Here is a 17,104-nt window from a genome sequence, read left to right as displayed (position 1 = left end):
AGGGGCCGAGGGGAACGACACGAACGGGTGAACATCAGATATGACGTGTTTGACTTCACCCTTTTGGGAAGGCGAACGCACATGGCTGGTCACGGGAGTTGGGGGACAACGATGATCAGATCCGGGGCGGTGCCCACGAACGGGTTGTCACCGGTCTACGACGACACCGGTGCCGCGTCCGCGAGGTTCCTGCTGTGGCTCCGCGAGGAAACCGGGGGAACTCAAGAGCACCGCGTGGCCAGCTCCGCCTACGCCCACCACGAACGCTGCACCCTGGAGCTGGTCGAGGACGTCGTCGAACGCCTGGCCGCGCTCGGCTGGATCACCGTGCACAACGACTCCGGCGCCGTACCGCCGCTGGTCAGCCCCACCGACACGGGTCTCGACGAGGCAGGGGTCTGGGACGAGGCGTACGCCGACCGCGAGTCCCGCCGCCGCTACGCCAAGGCGGCCCTGTTCGCCTGGTGGGACCGGGTCGGCCAGTACGGCGACGGAGGGGCCGGTGCCGAGGGCTTCCTCTGGGCGCGGGAGGCCTTCTACTGCGGCCGGCAACTCGCCTTCGAGGACCTGGAGTACGCCAGGGACCACCTGGACCTGCCCGCCCCGGTGCATGTCGGCGTCACGGAACGGGGTACCGGAGTCTTCCTCTCCTTCGAACAACTGGCCAGCCTCGTACAGGCGTCCCGCCCCGATCTGTCGGAGAGCGACAGCGAGCTGCGGCAGGTGCGCGACCTCGCCGCCGCGCTGACGGACGCCTCGCGCGGCGGCGCCGAACCCGACGCGGGCACCGTGGAGCGCTTCCTGGAGCACAGCCGGGACCTCGTGCAGGCCGGTTCGAGGTCGGTGGGCTCCATGGGCCGGGACATGGCCTCCGGCATGGTGTCTGACCTCATCGGCTCCCTGCTGAGGCTCGGATGACCGCTCCCTTCGGCCCGGCGCCGGTGGCGGACAGTCAGATCCCGGAGGTGTACGCACGCCAGCCCGTGCTGCACCGGCTGGTGCCGCGGATGGTCGGCCTCGACCGCGACCACCACCGCAGACGTGCGCACCACGAGTTCGCCGACGACCTGCCGGTGGTCCTGCTCAGCGGGCGGCACGGCACCGGCAAGAGCGCCATGCTGGACGACCTCCACCAGGCCTACGCGCCCGAGACCGGCCTGTGGCCCGGCCCGCGTGTGCCGTTCGCCCGGATCAACTGCACGGAGCTGCAGGAACGGGCCAGGGTGGGACCGGAGATGTCCAACAACTCCTACGCGGTGGAGATGCTGGTGGAGCTCGTCGCCCAACTGTCCCGTCCCGTCGCCGGATTCGGCGGGTTGCGGTTCCCCCGTACCACCGCCGGACTGCTCGCCGTGGTGTCCGCCCGACGGCCGGGCCACGACGGCGAACTGCGGGTGGCCGACCGGCACTCGGCCACCCTGATGGGCGTTCCGCCGGACACGCGGCCACGCCGTACCTGGGACACACTGTTCCGCTCGGCGCTGCCCACACCCCCGGACGGCGGCTCCCCCGACCCGGCGGCGTTCCCCGAGGCGGCCGTGCGTACCTTCCTGGGCGGGCAGCGCCGCGCGCGCTCCCGGCGACTCGCCTCCCGTCGGCTGGTCGGCTGGTACGAGACCTACCGCAGCGAGGCCGACAACCGGCTGCGCGGACTGCCTCCGGGCGCCTCCGGACAGCCGCGCCCGGTGCCGGCCGCGGAGCGCGCGTCGGCCGTGGCCCGGCTGTGCCAGGAGTTCCACCAGGGCCGCGGCTTCCGGCGCGGCGTCGAACGCATGCTGACGGCCGCGTTCCTGGAGGACGTGCGCTACGGGCGCTTTTGGCGCGCGAACCGTGCCCCGCGCCCGCTGGTACTCCTCGACGACGTGCACACCGACGCCGGCCGCGACTTCCTCGAACTGCTCCTGGAGCAGCGGGCACGGTCCGGCCGGGGCGCCCGCGACCGGATAGCGGTGATCGCGACCGAACTGCACGGCGACGACGCTCCGGACACCCGGGGCGAGGGCCCCGCAGGAGAGGACGCCCCCTACCCGGAGGCGGCGCGACGCTCACTGCACGACGTCGGCACGGACTCCGGCTGGGCCCGCGAGGGCACCGCGCCCTCGGCGGGAGTACTGCTCCTGCCGCTGCCGCCGCTGGAGTGCGAGCACCTGGAGCGGATGCTCAGGCGCGACGACCGCGCCTCCTTCGACCCGTACATCGCGGGCGCCGTGCACGACCTGACCCGGGGGCATCCGATGGGCGCCCGCAGGCTGTGCGAGGCGGTCGTGGACCGGTCCCGTACCGAGGAGTGGGTGGCGGCCGAGGAACTGCTCGACCTGGCACACTCCGACAGGGCCGGAGAATCCATCGTCTGGGGGCTGCTCGACACCCTCGTCGGCAGCGAGAACCACGACGAGCTGTGCCTGTTCTCCCTGGCCTGGGACCGGGAGGCCGCCGAGCGGCTGGCCGAGCGATGGGTGCCGCGCCGCATCGAAGGGCTGCCCGCGGCCGACGGCGTTGCCGCCCAGCTCGAGCGGGAGCGCTGGTCGCGCGGACCGGGCAGCCGGCCCTTCATCACGGACCGCTTTCTGCGCGCCCTGCTGGTGCACCAGATGCGCAGCGGACGCGGCGGCCGGGGCGTGGACTGGTCCGGCGCGCACGCCCTGCTCGCCGAGCACCACCGGCAGCGGGCCGAGAGCCGCTCGGGACGGCTGGCGCGCGACGAGTGGTCGCGCTTCCTGTGGCACCGGCTGGCCGCGGGAGAGGCGCCGGAGGTCGTCGACCGGCTGCACGCGGAGTTCCTCCGCCACGACGGCGACGCGGTCGACTGGCTGCACGTCCTGCGCACCGTCGCCCATGCGCCACGCCCACCGGGAAACATCTGGTTCGAGCAGTGCCAGGAGGTCGCCCGGGGACGCCGGGATCTGCTCCAGCTCCGGGCCGACCCGGGTACGGACCTGGAGAAGCAGGCCGTCAACCGGCTGTTGCACGCCCTGTGGTACGCGGCGGACGAACTGGCCGAGGCGGACCGGCCCCTGGTCGACCGGATCGGCCAGGACCTGTCCTTCCTGTCCGCCCAGCACCTGACCGGCCGCGCGGTCCTGGCCCAGGCCGCCATCCGCTGGCCCCGCGCGGTCAAGGACGGTGAGGACTGGCCGCTGGACCACCGCTGGCAGGGCGAGGGACCGCGCACGGGAGGGACGGCATGACGGGGCTGCGGGATCGGCGGACCTGGCGCTGGCTGCCGCGGCGGCTCCGCTTCCGGGTGCTCGGCCTGGTCGACGTGGTGGCCCTGTGGACGCTGGTCGCCGCCCTGACGGCGGGCGGTGCCTGGTGGGGCCTGGACAGCTACCGGCAGCACCGCGACTACTGCACCGCGGACCGGGAGCTGCGGCGGGCGGGCCCCGAGGGGGAGTGCGTCGGCGTGACGGCCGAGGCGTATTCCTTCGCCCCGGACATCGATGACGTACTGGGCCTCATCGAGGAGGAGAACGAGGCGGCGCGGACGTCGGGCAAGCCGGTGGTCAGCGTCGCCGTCGTCATGCCGTACACCGCGCAGAGCCCCGGCGCGGCCATGGCGCCGGACCTGATACGGCACGCCCTCCAGGGCGCCTACGTCGCCCAGCGGGCCAACAACGACGGGCCCATCACCGGCGACACCGCCGTACAACTGCTCTTCGCCAACGTCGGCGAGGACCTGAGCCACTGGCAGACCGTGGCCGACGCGCTGACCGCCCGGCGCGGGGGCGACGCGCCGGTCGTGGCCGCCATCGGCTTCCCCAACAGCGACGCCGCCACGCTCGCCGCCGTCCGGGACGGCCTCGGACCCGCGCGGATCCCGGCGGTGAGCGCCGTGCTCAGCTCCCGCGACATGGAGCACCCCTACCTGTTCAAGGTCTCGCCCTCCACCGACCAGCTCGTCGACGCGCTCCAGCGCTATGTGAGCGCCAACGAGGTGGACCGGAAGAACACCTTCATGATCGCCGACGACCGTGACGACAACTACGTGGCCAACCTCCGCCGTGCCTTCCGCCGGGAGTTCGGCGCGCGGTACGGCATCACCCCCGACGAGGTGGAGCGGCGGACCGAGACCTACCAGGGCATCAAGGGGCCCTCGCGGGGCACCCCGCAGATCTTCCGGCGGGCCGTGGCCGCGATGTGCGCGGTCGACGCCCGCACCGTGTTCCTCGCGGGCCGCGACGCGGATCTGCCGCCCTTCCTGAAGACCATCGACCGCACCAGTTCCTGTGACCGGGGCCCGGACGACGAGCCGCTGCGCATCCTGCGCGTCAGCACCGGCCGCACCCTCGCCACCGGGGACACCGAGATGCGCCGGATCGCCGAACGCAACAACATCGAGATCGTGACCGCCGTCGCCGTCGACGCGCCCCGCTGGCGGGCCGACACCGACGGCGACGAGCAGGTCCCCAAGGCCTTCGCCCACTTCGCCAAGTCCTACGACCGATACTTCGCCGAGGAGGATCCGGACGCCCTCAACGACGGATACGCCGTGATGTACCACGACGCGCTCACCGCAGTGGGGACCGCCGTGGCGGCGGCCCGGGACAGCAACATCGACGCCGTGACCCACAACGACGTCTACGACGAACTGCGCCGAGGCAGCCCCCTGGAGCACTGTGCCGCCGGCTGCGTACCGGGCGCGAGTGGCGTCTTCACCTTCGCCGACGAGAGCGCCGGGGCGGACGCCAGTGCCGGGGACGAGCAGGTGGTGGGGCTGTGGCCGGTGTGCAAGCCGGTGCCCATAGTGACCTTCCCGGTGGAACGCCAGGACAAGTCGCCGTTGTACCGGACCTATCAGGAACCGGGGGAAAGCACCTGCCCACCGCCGTGAGCCGACTCAGAACTGCCGAAGAAAGGCCTGCCAGCCCTCGCGGGAGACGGTGAGCAGGGGGCCGCCCTGCTGCTTGCTGTCGCGGACGGCGCGACCGTTCCCGAACGTAGGGGCCACCTCCACGCAGTTGCTCTCTGCTCCAGAGTGCGACGACTTCCGGAAGGGGCCTACGACCTTGGTCACGATCAGTCCTTGGTACTCCGCAGTATGTTCCGGATGAGCTTCGCGCTCGCGTCCGGTGCCAGTGCCGACGATCGTAGTAGGTCGTACATGTTGGCGTAAGCAGTGAGGTCTTCCTGCCCTTCAAGGACGGAAGTACCTCTCAGGTTCTCCAGAGCCACCGCTTCGACCACCGGGTCGGAATCAAAACTGAATGCCGAGAAGGCGGAGGTCACTGTGGCGAGCGCTCCTACGCTGAAGGGGAGTACCTGCACCGTGACGTTCTTCCGCTCTCCGGCCTCCAGGATTGCCGAAAGCTGCTGACGGTGGATGTCGACGCTCACCAGAGGGTGGGTGATCACCGCTTCCCAGATGATGGCGGAGTACGTTGCCCCGCCCTCCTCGATCTTTGCCTGGCGGGATTCGCGCACCTTCAGCAACTGGGCCACTCGCTCGGGCTCCATGTAGGTGGGGCTGGTCCGGATCACTGCCTCTGTGCAGGCCGAGGTTTGCAGGAGTCCCGGCACCAAGGCCTGCTGCCACTCACGGATATAGGTCGCATCGTCTTCCAGGGCAATGTGATCAAGGTAGTCCGGCCGCACATGCGCCGCGTGTTCGAGCCACCAGCCCCGGTTTCTGGAGTGCTTGGCCAACTCCTCCAGCTTGGCGCGTACTTCCGGGTCGCGGACACCGTACGCGTCCAGCAACAGCCGCACCTCGATGACGCGTGCGGTGACGTGCCCACTCTCAAGGCGGCTGACTCTGGCCTGACTCGCCGCGATGATCTCGGCGGCCTGCGGTTGATCGAACTTCGCAGCCTGTCGGTACTGCCTGAGTGCCGTCCCAAGTCGTCTGCTGCGTACGGTCGGCCGTCCACCTGCGGGCATGGGTCCTCCCCTCTCCTCGCGCAACGATGCCACACCTGCCGTCAGCACTGAGTGCACTTCACTCGATCGAGTGGACGACTGAATGTATTCAGTTGAGTGGGTTGTGCGTGCGCCATTTGCGGTCCTAGCTTCAGCCCATGCCCGCAACCGAGACCTTCCGCATCCCCAAGCACAGGCGGCACGTGCCGACAGCCCGGCAGCGTTTACACAAGGCCCTCGCCGACTGGGGCGTCGCCGACGAACTCACCGATGCCGTCGTCCTGCTGGCCAGCGAACTCGTCACCAACGCCGTACTGCACTGCCGCACCTCGTACGCGCAGGTCGGCGTCGCCCTCACCCTGGACGGTCCGGAACTGGTCCTGGAGGTCTCCGACCCGGACCGGGACAGGCTCCCCCGGCTCCACGACTCCGGCCCCGACGAGGAGGGCGGACGCGGGCTGGCCCTCGTATCGGCGTTGTCGGACGACTGGGGCTGCCGACAGGACCCGTACACGAAGTGTGTCTGGGCGCGGTTCACGCTCGTGGGGAGGCTCGATGTGGCTCCGGCGACTCCATGAGGCGCTCACCCGGCGGCGAACGGACAGAACGGCGGCGGCCCTCACCCGCGAGGCACGCGAACCGGACCCGTACGTGTGGCCGCTCCCCAGTCCGTACGACGCCCGCTGGCGACGTTGGCACAAGCGCTGTCGTGCGGCGGGGCGTTACCTGCCGTACCCGAGGGACGAACCCTGCTGGCCCGGGCTCGACACGTCACCGCCGCCGGCCTGGCAGACCGAGGACGACGTGGTGCGGCCGTATGTCCTCAGGCCTTGATACCGCGTCGCACCCGGGCGATCACCTGTTGCGCCTCCACGCCGTAGACGGCTGACTCCGCGAGGGCGTCCCAGGCCCGGCGGTACAGAGCGATCGTTTCAGCATCGTCGAGCCAGAGTTCGGCGTGCCAGTCCTCGACCGTGACCAGCCGGTCGTCCAGTATCCAGAACCCGTTCCCGGCGGGAACGCGCAACGGGCTGTCCAGGGGAACGATCCCCAGGTGAACGGTGTCCATGCCCACCACACCGAGCAGCCGGTCCAGTTGAGCGGCCAGGACCTCCGGCGCACACACGCGAGACTGAAGCGCGGCTTCCCACATCAGCAAGTTCAGCCGCTTGCCGGGCCGGTACAGCCACTCCTGCCGCTTCATACGGGCGCGCACCGCGTTCTCCGTGTCCTGCGGTGAGCGGCGGAGCCCTGCGTGCGACGCGAACAGGCTCCTGGCGTAGTCGGCCGTCTGCAAGAGACCGTTGACGACATGGCCGTCCCACACATGCAGTGTTCGTGACTCGCCGACGACGGCATTCCATGTCTCCTGCACAGGAGCATGCCCTGCCGCGAGCAGTCTCCGCCAGGATCGGATGTGACTCTCGAAGCCCTTCAGCCGAGCCTGTAGCTCATCGAAAGCGGCAGGCTGCCCCACCACCTCGGCCCAGGCCTTGAGGTCGTCCTTCGTAGGGGTCTGCCTGCCGCTTTCCAGTTTGCTGACCTTCGACTGAGGCCACCCCAAACGTTGGGCCAGTGCCGTACCGGTGAGCCGGCCATCAGGACTCTCGGCGCGCAGCTCCCGCAGCCTTCGGCCCAGTTCCTCACGCGCTCTCTGATAGTCCGTGCTCACCGGTATCCGCTCTTGCCCCTACATCTCGCTGCGCATCTCCGCCATGAATTGCTTCCACGGTACGGCGTGGTGCCAGGCGGCGTCCCGCAGCATGCAGCAGCGCACCACCTCTGCGGGCTCGGTGATCAGATCCACGTGTGTGAGCTGATCGTCGTCATCGAAGCACAGGAGCGCGACGAGGCGGCTGTCGAAGAGCCAGAAGTCCTCGGCGGGGAGCCGGAGCCGGTCCGCGTCGGCGCGCCGCATGTTGCGGATGTCCTCGCCCGACTCGATGTTCCACCGTGCGTGCTCCAACAGGTAGCGCTGACCAGTGGTGGGCGGCACATCCACCAGCCGCACCCGCTCGATGCGCTTTCCGAGTGCCGTCTGGGCCTGGATCGTCTTGCGAAAGGCACTGACCGAATCGCCCTTGGACCAGTCCTCCGCGACTCGTCCGGCCTCCATGAACTGCTTCCAGGAGTCGCCGTCCTCGTCGCTCGCGTACCGCCGCCGCGTCTCCAGGCGCCATGCGGTGTGCTCGAACTTGCCGAACAGGCCGGCGAACTCGTCGAGATCGATCGTCCGTACCTGCCGAGTCCGCTCCTTCGGAGTCCAGTCCACCAACAGGTCGCGCGGCACCACCACGGCGACCTCGCCCTCCGAAAGGTGCTGCAGTTGGGCGACATCCTCCTGACCGAGCGGAGGTCCGTGCACGATCACCTCGCCGCTGTCCACGTCCTCATGTACGGACGGGCATCCGCCACCGTTGCTCCCCGTCCCGTTGAACCGCAACCTGCGCGTCATACGCACCAACCCCCTTGGGTCTAAACGATGTTGCGCACTCAGCATGGTGGTACCTCTGCGTGAATGTCTATGCATTCAGAGTGACGACACGAGAATAAGGAGGAATATTCTCCTCACTGCTTCCCTCCCCCTCCCTACGGTCATCCCGAAGCCACACCGACCAGGAAGGGACAGCGATGCCGCACCGAAACGACCTGTACCGACTCGACCTCTCCGACGCCTCGTTCGCGACGGCGTGCGGCGGCAACACCCACCCCGACGGCGAGTCCTGCGTGACTCTCGCCCGCATCGGCGACGACGCCTGGGCCCTCGGCGACAGCAAGCGGCCGGACGCCGAGCCCCTGCGGTTCAGCACCGAGGAGCTGAGCGTGGCCGGGATCGACCCGACCCGGTTCGGTCTGGCCCTCTGAATCGCCGTCCCGCACCCCCTTCCCGGCTCCGGCCGGGAAGGGGGTCCGAAGAACCGAAGGACCGCCGGTGCATCACCTGCATCACCACGGCTACCTCTGGGTCGGCCCCAAACACCGCTTCGACGAAGAAGCCCTGCGGCGCCCGCCACATCCCGAGCCGCCGCCCGTCGGAAGCCGGCCGGAGCTGGTCCAGCGGTATCGCGAGGTCGCCGCCGAGTTCCCGACCTGCGACCTGCCCCCGTTGGAAACGCGGAACTGGTTGCGCAAGCCGCGCGCCCAGGTGCGCGGTACCTGGCCGGAGGCGAGCGACGCCGCGGCATGGCTCCGCGACCGACTGACCGAGTACGCGCCCCGCTTCATGTCCGACGCCCAGCGTGAGACCCTCCGGCCCGACACCCTCGTCGCCTCGGCGGAAGCACGCCTCGGGTGGGGCGGGGACGTATCGCTCGGCTACTACCTCGAACGCCCCGCGTATCTCTCCCTCGCCCTGGTGACCTGCTCCTCGACGGACGAGTCCCGCGCCCTGCCATGCCCCGGACTCTGAGGCGTCAGGCCAGCCCCGCCCCGATGGCACGCCGGACGGCGTCGGCGCGGTCGCGGATGTGGGCCTTGGCGAACAGGTTGTTGATGTGGGTCTTGACCGTGGCCTCGCTGATGAAGAGCTTCTCGGCGATGCCCCGGTTGGACAGGCCCTGGCCGATCAGGGTGAGGACCTCGCGTTCGCGGGGTGTGAGGTCGTCCGGCAGGGGCTGCCGGGCCGCCTCGCCCGGGGCGGGCGCCGCCTTCGTCCTGGCCGTGGCGAGCAAGCGGTTCTGGACCTCGCGGTCGAGTACGGACTGGCCCGCGCCGGCGGCCCGGATCGCCCGGGTGATGTCCTGGCGTCCCGCGTTCTTGGTCAGGTAGCCGCGGGCTCCCGCGCCGAGCGCGCCCAGGATCGACTCGTCGTCGGCGAAGGTGGTCAGGACGACCACCGCGACCTCCGGGTGCTCCTCGGTGAGGCGGCGGGTCGTCTCGATGCCGTCCAGCACAGGCATGCGCAGGTCCATCAGCACCACGTCGACCGGCCCGGCGGCCACCGCCGCCAGGACCTCGGTGCCGTCCGCGGCCGCCGCTACGACGTCGATGTCCTCGGCCAGGCCAAGCACCGCCGCGAGCGGCTCCCGTACGGCCGCCTGGTCGTCGGCGACGATCACCCTCAAACGCGCCTGATTCTCGATCTGTTCACTCATCCTGGTATCACCGCTTCCACCAGCCAGCCGCCCTGGTCCTGCCCCTCGGTGACCGGCCCCGCGCTGACGCTCCCGCCCAGCAGGGCGACGCGCTCGCGCATGCCGATCAGCCCCATTCCGCTGCCGACGCCCGGGGTCACCGCACGGGTGGCGGGCCGGTTGCGGATCCTCAGTGTGATCGACGACGCGGCGAACGTCAGCTCCACCTCGACCTTTCCGCCGGGAGCGTGCCGGGCCGCGTTGGTCAGGGCCTCCTGAGCGATCCTCAGCAGGTTCTGCGTCACCTGGGCCGGTGCCTCCCGGACGGTGCCACGGACCGTGAGGGCGTCGTGGTGGCCCGACGACTCGGTCATCGCGGTCAGGCTCTCCAGCAGCGGCAGTGCGTCCTCCCGCAGCGCGTGCACGGTCCACTGCGCCTGCTTCAGGCTCTCCTTGACCAGGCCGTGGGCCTTGTCGTTGGCCTCCCGGACCTTCTCCAGGTCACCGGTGTCGAGCAGGGCGTCGGCCAGTTCCAACTGCATGTTGATCCCGGCGAGGGAGTGCGCGAGGACGTCGTGCACGTCCCGGGCGATCCGGCCGCGCTCGGTCAGCACCGCGGTCCGAGCCTCCGCGCGGGCCGCGCGTTCCGCCGACTCGGCGGCCGAGATCGCCGACCGTACGGCCCGGCGCTGGCTGCGGTTGATGATGCCGACGACGACCGGGAGGCCGGTGGCGAGACCGAGCCCCCAGGGCAGCTCCGGGTCCCCCGGTCCCAGGTCGAAGTACAGGACACCGCCGCTGAGCAGGGAGCACGTCGCCGCGAGCGTGAGAGCCCGCCGGGTTTCGAGGCGGTAGCCGATGTGCCCGGCGAGGAAGAAGGCGAACAGGTAGCTCGCGCCGCTGCCGCTGACCCCGATCAGCGCGGCCGCCGCGAGGACGCCGATCGTGAGCCAGAGGAGCGCGAAGCGCGGGGGCACCCGGTGCTCGGGCAAGCCCCGGGCCAGCAGTGCCGCGGAGTTGAGCGCGAAGAGGGCGACGACCGCCAGGCCCTGGCCGCTGAACCCCATGGGCCGGATCGTCAGGGCTCCTGCGGCGACGACCGCGAGGCTCAGGCCCCACTGCACACGCGGGTCCTGACCGGGGACCGGCCGCCGAACGGGCGGCGCCCCCGCCCCCGGGCTCGGGGACGGAGGGTTCTCGGTGGCGGCGGGCACCGGCCGAACATAGCGCACGGTCAGGCCGTACGGTCGAGGGCGGGCACGGCGGGAGCCACTGCCAGGCCCTCGGCCCTGGCCCTGGCGCGGCTGCGCAGGTAGATCGTGCCCACCCGCGTCACCACCTCGGTGACCGCCATCAGCACGAACGCCGTCACCCAGGCCTGGTCGCTCGTGATGTGGTGCGCGATGCTGAACCGGGCGACGTCGTCGGCGCCGCTGCCGTGCTCGACCCAGACCTGGAAGCCCATACGGGCGCCCATGCCCAGCACCCACAGGATCGCCGACACGGCGCCGGCCTTGATCATGAGGTGCCCGTCGAGCGCCCTGATCCGGGTGTAGACGCCGCCCGCGACGCCGAGCACGGCGCCCACGGCCATCAGGGCCGCGATCAGCACCAGGTCGTTGCCCGCGGTCGGGACGGAGTCCAGGTACGAGTACGCCACGAAGGCGACGATCCCCAGCGGGATCAGGAAGGTCTTGCGGTCGAGCCGGCCTTCCCGCAACTGCCGGAAGACGACGAGAACGAGGGCGATGTCGGTGATCCACTCAGTCGTTGTCATGCCCTCAAGACTGCTCTGACCAGGCCCGCGGCACCTGGACCCATGGGTGGAACCGGGGGTGGAGTTCCGCCGCCGACTCGGCCTCCACCCACGGCTCCACCCCCGGTTCCACCCCCGGTTCCATCCGGTCGTCCCGGAACGGTCCTACCGGCTCAGCCGCTGGAAGCGCCGTACCGCCAGCGGCAGGAAGATCGCCGTCAGCACCACCGGCCACGCGGCCGCCATCAGCAGAGCGTGCTGCTCGACCCACGAGTCGCCGCCGCCGACCGGCGTGCCGAACAGTTCGCGGGCGGCCGCCGCCGTGGACGAGATGGGGTTCCAGGCGGCCACCCAGCCCAGCCAGTCGGGCATGAGCTGCGGGGCGACGAAGATGCTGGAGATCATCGTCAGCGGGAACGCCACCGCGAACAGGCCGCCCGCCGCCTCCGGGTTGGGGACCAGCAGGCCGAGCCACACGCCGAGCCAGATCAGCGCGAACCGCAGCCACAGCAGCAGCCCGAACGCGGCCAGGAAGCCCCAGCCGCCGTCGGGGCGCCAGCCCATGGCCAGCGCCGTCAGCATGAGGATCGTCAACTCGGCGCAGGCGACCACGAGATCGGTCACGCCGCGTCCGGCGACCACCGCCGAGGGGGACATCGGCATGGAGCGGAACCGGTCGATGACGCCCTTGGTGGAGTCGTAGACGACGACGGTCGCGGTGTTGATGAAGCCGAACGCCATGGTCATCACGAACATGCCCGGCATCAGGAAGTCCTTGTAGTCCCCGCCACCGGGCACCGTCATCGCGCTGCCGAAGACGTAGCCGTAGAGGAGGACGGAGAGGATCGGGAAGCCGAGTTGCCAGGCGATGTTGACGGGCTGGCGCTGGTAGTGGGTCAGGCCGCGGCGGACGATGTTGCCGCAGTCGGCGAGCAGCCAGTAGAGGCGGCCGTGCTCGGCCGGGGCAGTCGCCGCGTCGGCGTCGAGGTCGAGGTCTACGTCGGGGTCGAGAGCGCTCATGCCGCCACCACCGCCTCCTTCTCCGTCTCCTGCTCCCTCTCCTTCGTCTTCGCACTCGTACGGTGGCCGGTCAGGCGCAGGAACACGTCGTCGAGGCTCGGCCTGCGCAGCCCGATGTCCTCCACCGTGACGCCCTCGTCCTGGAGGGTGCGCGCCACCTCGGTCAGCGCGGACACCCGGTCGGTGACCGGGGCGTGCACCCGCAGCGCCTCCTCGTCGGCCTCGGGTTCGCCCTCGCAGACCCGGGCGACCGTCTTCACCACCCTCGGGATCTCGGCCCGGTCGGCGACCACGACCTCGATCCGGTCGCCGCCGACCAGGTTCTTCAACCCGTCCGGGGTGTCGTCGGCGATGGCCCGGCCCTGGTCGATGACGGTGATGCGGGCGGCCAGCTTGTCGGCCTCCTCCAGGTACTGCGTGGTCAGCAGGACCGTCGTGCCGCACGCCACCAGCGCGCGCACCGAGTCCCAGACCTCGCCGCGGCTGCGCGGGTCCAGGCCCGTCGTCGGCTCGTCCAGGAAGAGGACGGACGGGGCGAGGATCATCGACGCGGCGAGGTCCAGGCGCCGCCGCATGCCGCCGCTGTACTTGGCGACGCCCTGGTCGGCGGCGTCGGTCAGGTCGAACTGGTCCAGCAGCTCGACCGCCCGCGCGCGGGCCCGCCTGCCGCCCAGGTGGAACAGGCGCCCGAACATCTCCAGGTTCTGCCGGCCGGTGAGCACCTCGTCCACGGCCGCGTACTGACCGGTGAGGCCGATCCGCGCCCGCACCTCGCGCGCCTGCCGGGCGACGTCCAGGCCGGCCACCTCGGCCCGCCCGCCGTCCAGCCGGATCAGCGTGGACAGGATGCGCACGGCCGTGGTCTTGCCGGCGCCGTTCGGCCCGAGCAGGCCGTGCACGGTGCCCTCGCGGACGGCCAGGTCGAAGCCGTCGAGGGCGCGCTTCTCGCCGTACCGCTTCTCCAGGCCTTCGGCCCGTACCGCGTGTCGCTCGCTCATGGGTCCCCCTCTCATTCCCTGCTCCTGCTCCCACTTCCTAACTGAGTACACCGTACCCGATTACGCGTACACCGTACCCAGTTTTTGGGCGCGGACCTAGACTGACCCCATGGCAAGCGGTACGGAGACCAGTGGCAGCGGCGACATCGACCGCACCCTCGACCTGTTGTGGGACACCGGCCGGCGGCCCCGCCGGGGTCCCAGGCCGGGCCTGACGCTGGAGCGGATCGTGGAGGCCGCCGTCGAGGTCGCGGACCGGGACGGGCTCGGCGCGGTCTCGATGCGCAGGATCGCCACCGAGCTGGGCACCGGCACGATGTCCCTGTACCGCTACGTCCCCGGCAAGGGCGAGCTGATCGACCTGATGCTGGACCGCGTGCAGCGGCCGTCCGAGGACCCCGGCGACCTCGGTGACGGCGACTGGCGCTCGGCACTCCACGCGCTCGGCCACGCCACGCTCGCCCTCTACCGCCGCCACACCTGGCTGCTGGGGGTCAACCAGTCCCGCCCGATCCTCGGCCCGGCCGCCCTGGACGGGATGGAGAAGGTACTCACCCGGATCAAGCCCATGGGCCTGACCGACCCCGAGCTGATCTCGGCGATCATCATGGTCGACGGATACGTCGTCGGGGCCGCCCGCACGCAGGTGTACCAGGAGGAGGCCGAACGCACCTCCGGCCTGACGGACGCGCAGTTCTGGGCGGCGCAGGAGCCGGTGCTGGTGAAGGCCATGACGAGCGGGCGCTACCCGGTCCTGGCTTCCCTCTCCGAGGACGCCTTCGGCACCGGCTTCGACCACTTCGAGTTCGGGCTCCAGCGCATCCTGGACGGTCTCGAGGCCGTCGTGGCCGCGCGCCGTGCGGCCGACGAGTCAGCGTCGCCGGAACAGCCGGCGTAGCCCGAACAGGGCGACGAGCGCGACCAGCAGACCGCCCGCCCCTACCTTGAGCGTGTCCCCGCCCAGGCCGTCGGACCCGTCGGAACCCGACGCGTCGGATCCGCCCCCGCCGCCACCCGACCCGCCGTCCTCCCCAGGCGCGTCCTCGGCCTTCACGGGGCTGTCGGCGCCCTCCATGCCGAGCAGCAGCTTCTTGCCGTCGGTGGTGTAGGTGACGGACTCGCCCTGCCCCAGGGGCACGCTGATCCGCCCCTTGCGCTGGATCTTCCCGCCGTTCCAGTCGTACCAGATGCCCCCGAGGTAGCCGCGTACGGCGAGCTGCTTCCCGTCCGGGGAGAACGCGGCGTCCGTGGTCCACAGGTCGACGGGGACGGTGGGCCGGAAGACGTTGGTGCCGGAGGCGGAGAGCTTCGCCGGGCCCTCGTAGAGATGTCCGCCGTCCTCGTTCTTGTCGATGAGGTAGACCCGGCCGGTCTTCGGGTGGACCACCATCGACTCGGCGTCGCGGGCCCCGTCCGCGTACTTCACGACGTACTGCGTCGCCTTGACCGTCTGGTCCTTGAGTTCCTTCGGCTCGGGCAGCTCGTAGATCCACACGTACGGCCAGGTGCCGCCGAGGTTGTCCCCGATGTCGCCGACGAAGATCTTGTTGCCCGGTCCGACGGCGATCGCCTCGACGTCGCGGGGCGTGCCGACGCCGGAGAGTGCGACGCGGGCGACGGTCTTGCCGGTGGCGCCGTCCACGGCGTAGAGGTACGGCCCGTTGTCCTGGTCGTTGTGCGTCCAGTAGATGCCGGGGTGCAGGCGGGAGGCGGCGAGGCCGCTGGACTCGGTGATGCGCGGGTCCTTGATCGTGAACCCGTCGCTCCCGGCGGGCCCGTCGTCTCCGTCCGCCGCCGAGGCGGGCACGGCGAACGCGCCCACGAGAAGGGCCGAGGCGAGGAGGGCGAAGGGTCGGCGCATGCGCCAAGCCTGCCATCCCGCGCGGGCGTTCAGGTCGGCGGTCACCCTGTCGGTCACTCTGCCGCTCACCCTGCGTGGTCGGGCTCACATCGCGCCGGCCGGGCCGATCGTCCATGATGAGCGGATGCTCAGGTTCATGTTCGTCGGTGACTCCATGACGATCGGGAGTGCCGGCGAACACACGTGGCGCTACCGGCTGTGGCAGCACCTGCGCGACTCCTACGGCCGCCCCTTCACGTTCGTCGGCCCGCGCGAGACCCTCCACGACCAGGTGACGGACGCCCCCACCTCGTACGCCTACGCCGATCCCGACTTCCCCCGCGCCCACCTGGCGGGCTGGGGCGAGGGCTGGCACCACATGGCCCCGCTGATCGGCGAAACGGTACGGTCCTGCCGCGCGGACGTGCTCCTGGTCTCCCTGGGCCTCATCGACCTCGGCTTCTACACGAACGCGGAGCAGACCGCCGACAACGTCCGCGCCTTCGTGGCCGAAGCACGGTCGGCGAACCCGCGTGTGCGCGTGGCGGTGATGCCGGTGCTCCACAACATCCGGGTGGAGGCCGACGAGACCTTCGCCGAACAGGTCGCCCACTTCAACGAACTCCTCGCGAAGACCCTCGCCGACCTCGACGACCCGCGCTCCCCGCTGCTGCTCGTCCCGCCACCTGCGTCGTACGACGTCCACGCGGACACCTACGACGGCACGCATCCCAACGAGAGCGGCGAACACAAGGTCGCGGAGGCGTTCGCGGACGCGATGGACGGGGTGTGGGGGCTCGGCGGGCCCTACTCCGCCTCCTCGTAGGCCACGCCTCTGGCATATGCGCGCCCTCCCGTGTCCTGGTCGCCGTGCGTATCGTTGTACCGCGCGGCTGTACTCGGCGTTGAGTCAGCCGGGGAGGATCGCCACGATGACCGTCGTAGACGACAGGATCGCCATGGCCGACGTCGACACTGAACGCTTGGACGAGTGGTTCGAGCGGCTGGAGCGGATGCCCGTCCCCGAAGGATTCAGGGTCGAGATCGTCGGGGGCAACGTCCACATGACACCGCAGCGCGACACCCACCACAAAATCATCCGCCTTGTCGAACGATCCATCGAAGACCGCTTCGGCATGGACGTCGAGCTCTTCTCGGACGTCCGCATCGACTTCCCGGGACCCAAGAACGGCTTCTGCCCCGACGTGGCCAAGCTCCGCGACGGCGCGGCGAAGGACGAAACGGGCCACTGGCGCCACCAGGACGTCGAATTCGTGGCCGAGGTCATCTCCCAGGGCACCGCCGCCAACGACTACGGCCCCAAGAAGCTCGCGTACGCCGAAGCCGAGGTCCCCCTCTACCTCATCGCCGACCCGTACCAGGGCCGCTGCCACATCTTCACGCACCCCAAGAACGGCGACTACACGACCGAGACCAGGGTCGCCTTCGGGCAGGAGCTGGACCTCAACGACACCGTCCTCGGCCTCACCCTCAGGACCGACACCTTCCCCCGCGACTGACCACCCGCCCCGCCCCCGCTTGCCTGGAGCGCACTCCAAGT

The 17,104-nt window shown here is 70.6% G+C and carries 19 protein-coding genes; 9 read left to right on the top strand and 10 right to left on the bottom strand.

The window, feature by feature from the left end; all coding sequences use genetic code 11:
* Positions 1-111: 111 nt before the first annotated feature.
* Genes KUM40_RS40135 through KUM40_RS40125 form a run of 3 tightly spaced genes read left to right on the top strand, consistent with a single transcriptional unit; the run spans position 112 to position 4,831 of the window.
* Positions 112-918, top strand: a complete 807-nt coding sequence (locus KUM40_RS40135) for a hypothetical protein (RefSeq protein ID WP_217171331.1) — start codon at positions 112-114, stop codon at positions 916-918.
* Positions 915-3,188 carry a hypothetical protein gene (locus KUM40_RS40130; RefSeq protein WP_217171330.1) on the top strand — a complete coding sequence of 758 codons (2,274 nt, stop codon included), beginning with the start codon at positions 915-917 and terminating at the stop codon, positions 3,186-3,188. The genes KUM40_RS40135 and KUM40_RS40130 overlap by 4 nt, the downstream gene beginning before the upstream one ends.
* On the top strand, positions 3,185-4,831 hold the full coding sequence (locus KUM40_RS40125; RefSeq protein ID WP_217171329.1) for an ABC transporter substrate-binding protein: 1,647 nt from the start codon (positions 3,185-3,187) through the stop codon (positions 4,829-4,831). Before KUM40_RS40130 ends, KUM40_RS40125 begins: the two co-directional genes overlap by 4 nt.
* Before the next feature lie 6 nt (positions 4,832-4,837).
* Here the strand turns inward: KUM40_RS40125 and KUM40_RS40120 are convergent, their stop codons facing one another.
* Positions 4,838-5,014, bottom strand: coding sequence for a DUF397 domain-containing protein (locus KUM40_RS40120; RefSeq protein WP_217171328.1), 177 nt, complete (start codon positions 5,012-5,014; stop codon positions 4,838-4,840).
* Positions 5,015-5,016: 2 nt separating this feature from the next.
* Positions 5,017-5,877: a helix-turn-helix transcriptional regulator gene (locus KUM40_RS40115; RefSeq protein ID WP_217171327.1), complete on the bottom strand. Its 861-nt coding sequence runs from the start codon at positions 5,875-5,877 to the stop codon at positions 5,017-5,019.
* Between the two features lie 137 nt (positions 5,878-6,014).
* Between KUM40_RS40115 and KUM40_RS40110 the strand changes: the two genes are divergently transcribed.
* On the top strand, positions 6,015-6,434 hold the full coding sequence (locus KUM40_RS40110) for an ATP-binding protein (RefSeq protein ID WP_217171326.1): 420 nt from the start codon (positions 6,015-6,017) through the stop codon (positions 6,432-6,434).
* Between the two features lie 245 nt (positions 6,435-6,679).
* Here KUM40_RS40110 and KUM40_RS40105 read toward each other — a convergent pair whose 3' ends face one another.
* Entirely contained in the window at positions 6,680-7,528 is an 849-nt protein-coding gene (locus KUM40_RS40105; RefSeq protein ID WP_217171325.1) for a helix-turn-helix transcriptional regulator, read from the bottom strand.
* 18 nt (positions 7,529-7,546) lie between these two features.
* Complete coding sequence (locus KUM40_RS40100; RefSeq protein ID WP_217171324.1) at positions 7,547-8,311, bottom strand: DUF6879 family protein; 765 nt, start codon at positions 8,309-8,311, stop codon at positions 7,547-7,549.
* A 176-nt stretch (positions 8,312-8,487) separates the two neighbouring features.
* Between KUM40_RS40100 and KUM40_RS40095 the strand changes: the two genes are divergently transcribed.
* Together KUM40_RS40095 and KUM40_RS40090 are read left to right on the top strand one after the other, a co-directional pair.
* Positions 8,488-8,721 (top strand): DUF397 domain-containing protein, encoded by a 234-nt coding sequence (locus tag KUM40_RS40095; protein WP_217171323.1) that lies wholly within the window; start codon positions 8,488-8,490, stop codon positions 8,719-8,721.
* A 76-nt stretch (positions 8,722-8,797) separates the two neighbouring features.
* Complete coding sequence (locus KUM40_RS40090) at positions 8,798-9,265, top strand: hypothetical protein (protein ID WP_217171436.1); 468 nt, start codon at positions 8,798-8,800, stop codon at positions 9,263-9,265.
* Between the two features lie 4 nt (positions 9,266-9,269).
* On the opposite strand, the gene KUM40_RS40085 is transcribed toward KUM40_RS40090, so the two are convergent.
* From KUM40_RS40085 to KUM40_RS40065, 5 genes are all read right to left on the bottom strand, one after another.
* On the bottom strand, positions 9,270-9,950 hold the full coding sequence (locus KUM40_RS40085) for a response regulator transcription factor (RefSeq protein ID WP_217171322.1): 681 nt from the start codon (positions 9,948-9,950) through the stop codon (positions 9,270-9,272).
* Positions 9,947-11,161: a histidine kinase gene (locus tag KUM40_RS40080; RefSeq protein WP_217171321.1), complete on the bottom strand. Its 1,215-nt coding sequence runs from the start codon at positions 11,159-11,161 to the stop codon at positions 9,947-9,949. Before KUM40_RS40080 ends, KUM40_RS40085 begins: the two co-directional genes overlap by 4 nt.
* 2 nt (positions 11,162-11,163) lie before the next feature.
* On the bottom strand, positions 11,164-11,706 hold the full coding sequence (locus KUM40_RS40075; protein WP_217171320.1) for a hypothetical protein: 543 nt from the start codon (positions 11,704-11,706) through the stop codon (positions 11,164-11,166).
* Positions 11,707-11,850: 144 nt separating this feature from the next.
* The gene (locus tag KUM40_RS40070; RefSeq protein ID WP_217171319.1) at positions 11,851-12,705 is read right to left on the bottom strand and encodes an ABC transporter permease; all 855 of its coding nucleotides are present in this window, start codon (positions 12,703-12,705) and stop codon (positions 11,851-11,853) included.
* Positions 12,702-13,703 (bottom strand): ATP-binding cassette domain-containing protein, encoded by a 1,002-nt coding sequence (locus KUM40_RS40065; RefSeq protein ID WP_217171318.1) that lies wholly within the window; start codon positions 13,701-13,703, stop codon positions 12,702-12,704. The genes KUM40_RS40070 and KUM40_RS40065 overlap by 4 nt, the downstream gene beginning before the upstream one ends.
* A gap of 109 nt (positions 13,704-13,812) precedes the next feature.
* Between KUM40_RS40065 and KUM40_RS40060 the strand changes: the two genes are divergently transcribed.
* Entirely contained in the window at positions 13,813-14,601 is a 789-nt protein-coding gene (locus tag KUM40_RS40060) for a TetR/AcrR family transcriptional regulator (protein ID WP_217171317.1), read from the top strand.
* Here the strand turns inward: KUM40_RS40060 and KUM40_RS40055 are convergent.
* Positions 14,575-15,564 carry a WD40 repeat domain-containing protein gene (locus KUM40_RS40055; RefSeq protein ID WP_217171435.1) on the bottom strand — a complete coding sequence of 330 codons (990 nt, stop codon included), beginning with the start codon at positions 15,562-15,564 and terminating at the stop codon, positions 14,575-14,577. The genes KUM40_RS40060 and KUM40_RS40055 overlap by 27 nt on opposite strands.
* Positions 15,565-15,688: 124 nt before the next feature.
* On the opposite strand from KUM40_RS40055, the gene KUM40_RS40050 reads away from it, so the two are divergent.
* Positions 15,689-16,369, top strand: coding sequence for a GDSL-type esterase/lipase family protein (locus KUM40_RS40050; protein ID WP_217171316.1), 681 nt, complete (start codon positions 15,689-15,691; stop codon positions 16,367-16,369).
* Between the two features lie 106 nt (positions 16,370-16,475).
* Complete coding sequence (locus KUM40_RS40045) at positions 16,476-17,063, top strand: Uma2 family endonuclease (RefSeq protein ID WP_217171315.1); 588 nt, start codon at positions 16,476-16,478, stop codon at positions 17,061-17,063.
* Positions 17,064-17,104: the final 41 nt, after the last annotated feature.

The sequence above is a fragment of the Streptomyces sp. AC512_CC834 genome, from assembly GCF_019049325.1.
Taxonomy (GTDB): Bacteria; Actinomycetota; Actinomycetes; order Streptomycetales; family Streptomycetaceae; genus Streptomyces.
The sequence above is the reverse complement of the archived record's forward strand: the minus strand, read 5'-3'. Positions and strand labels throughout refer to the sequence as shown.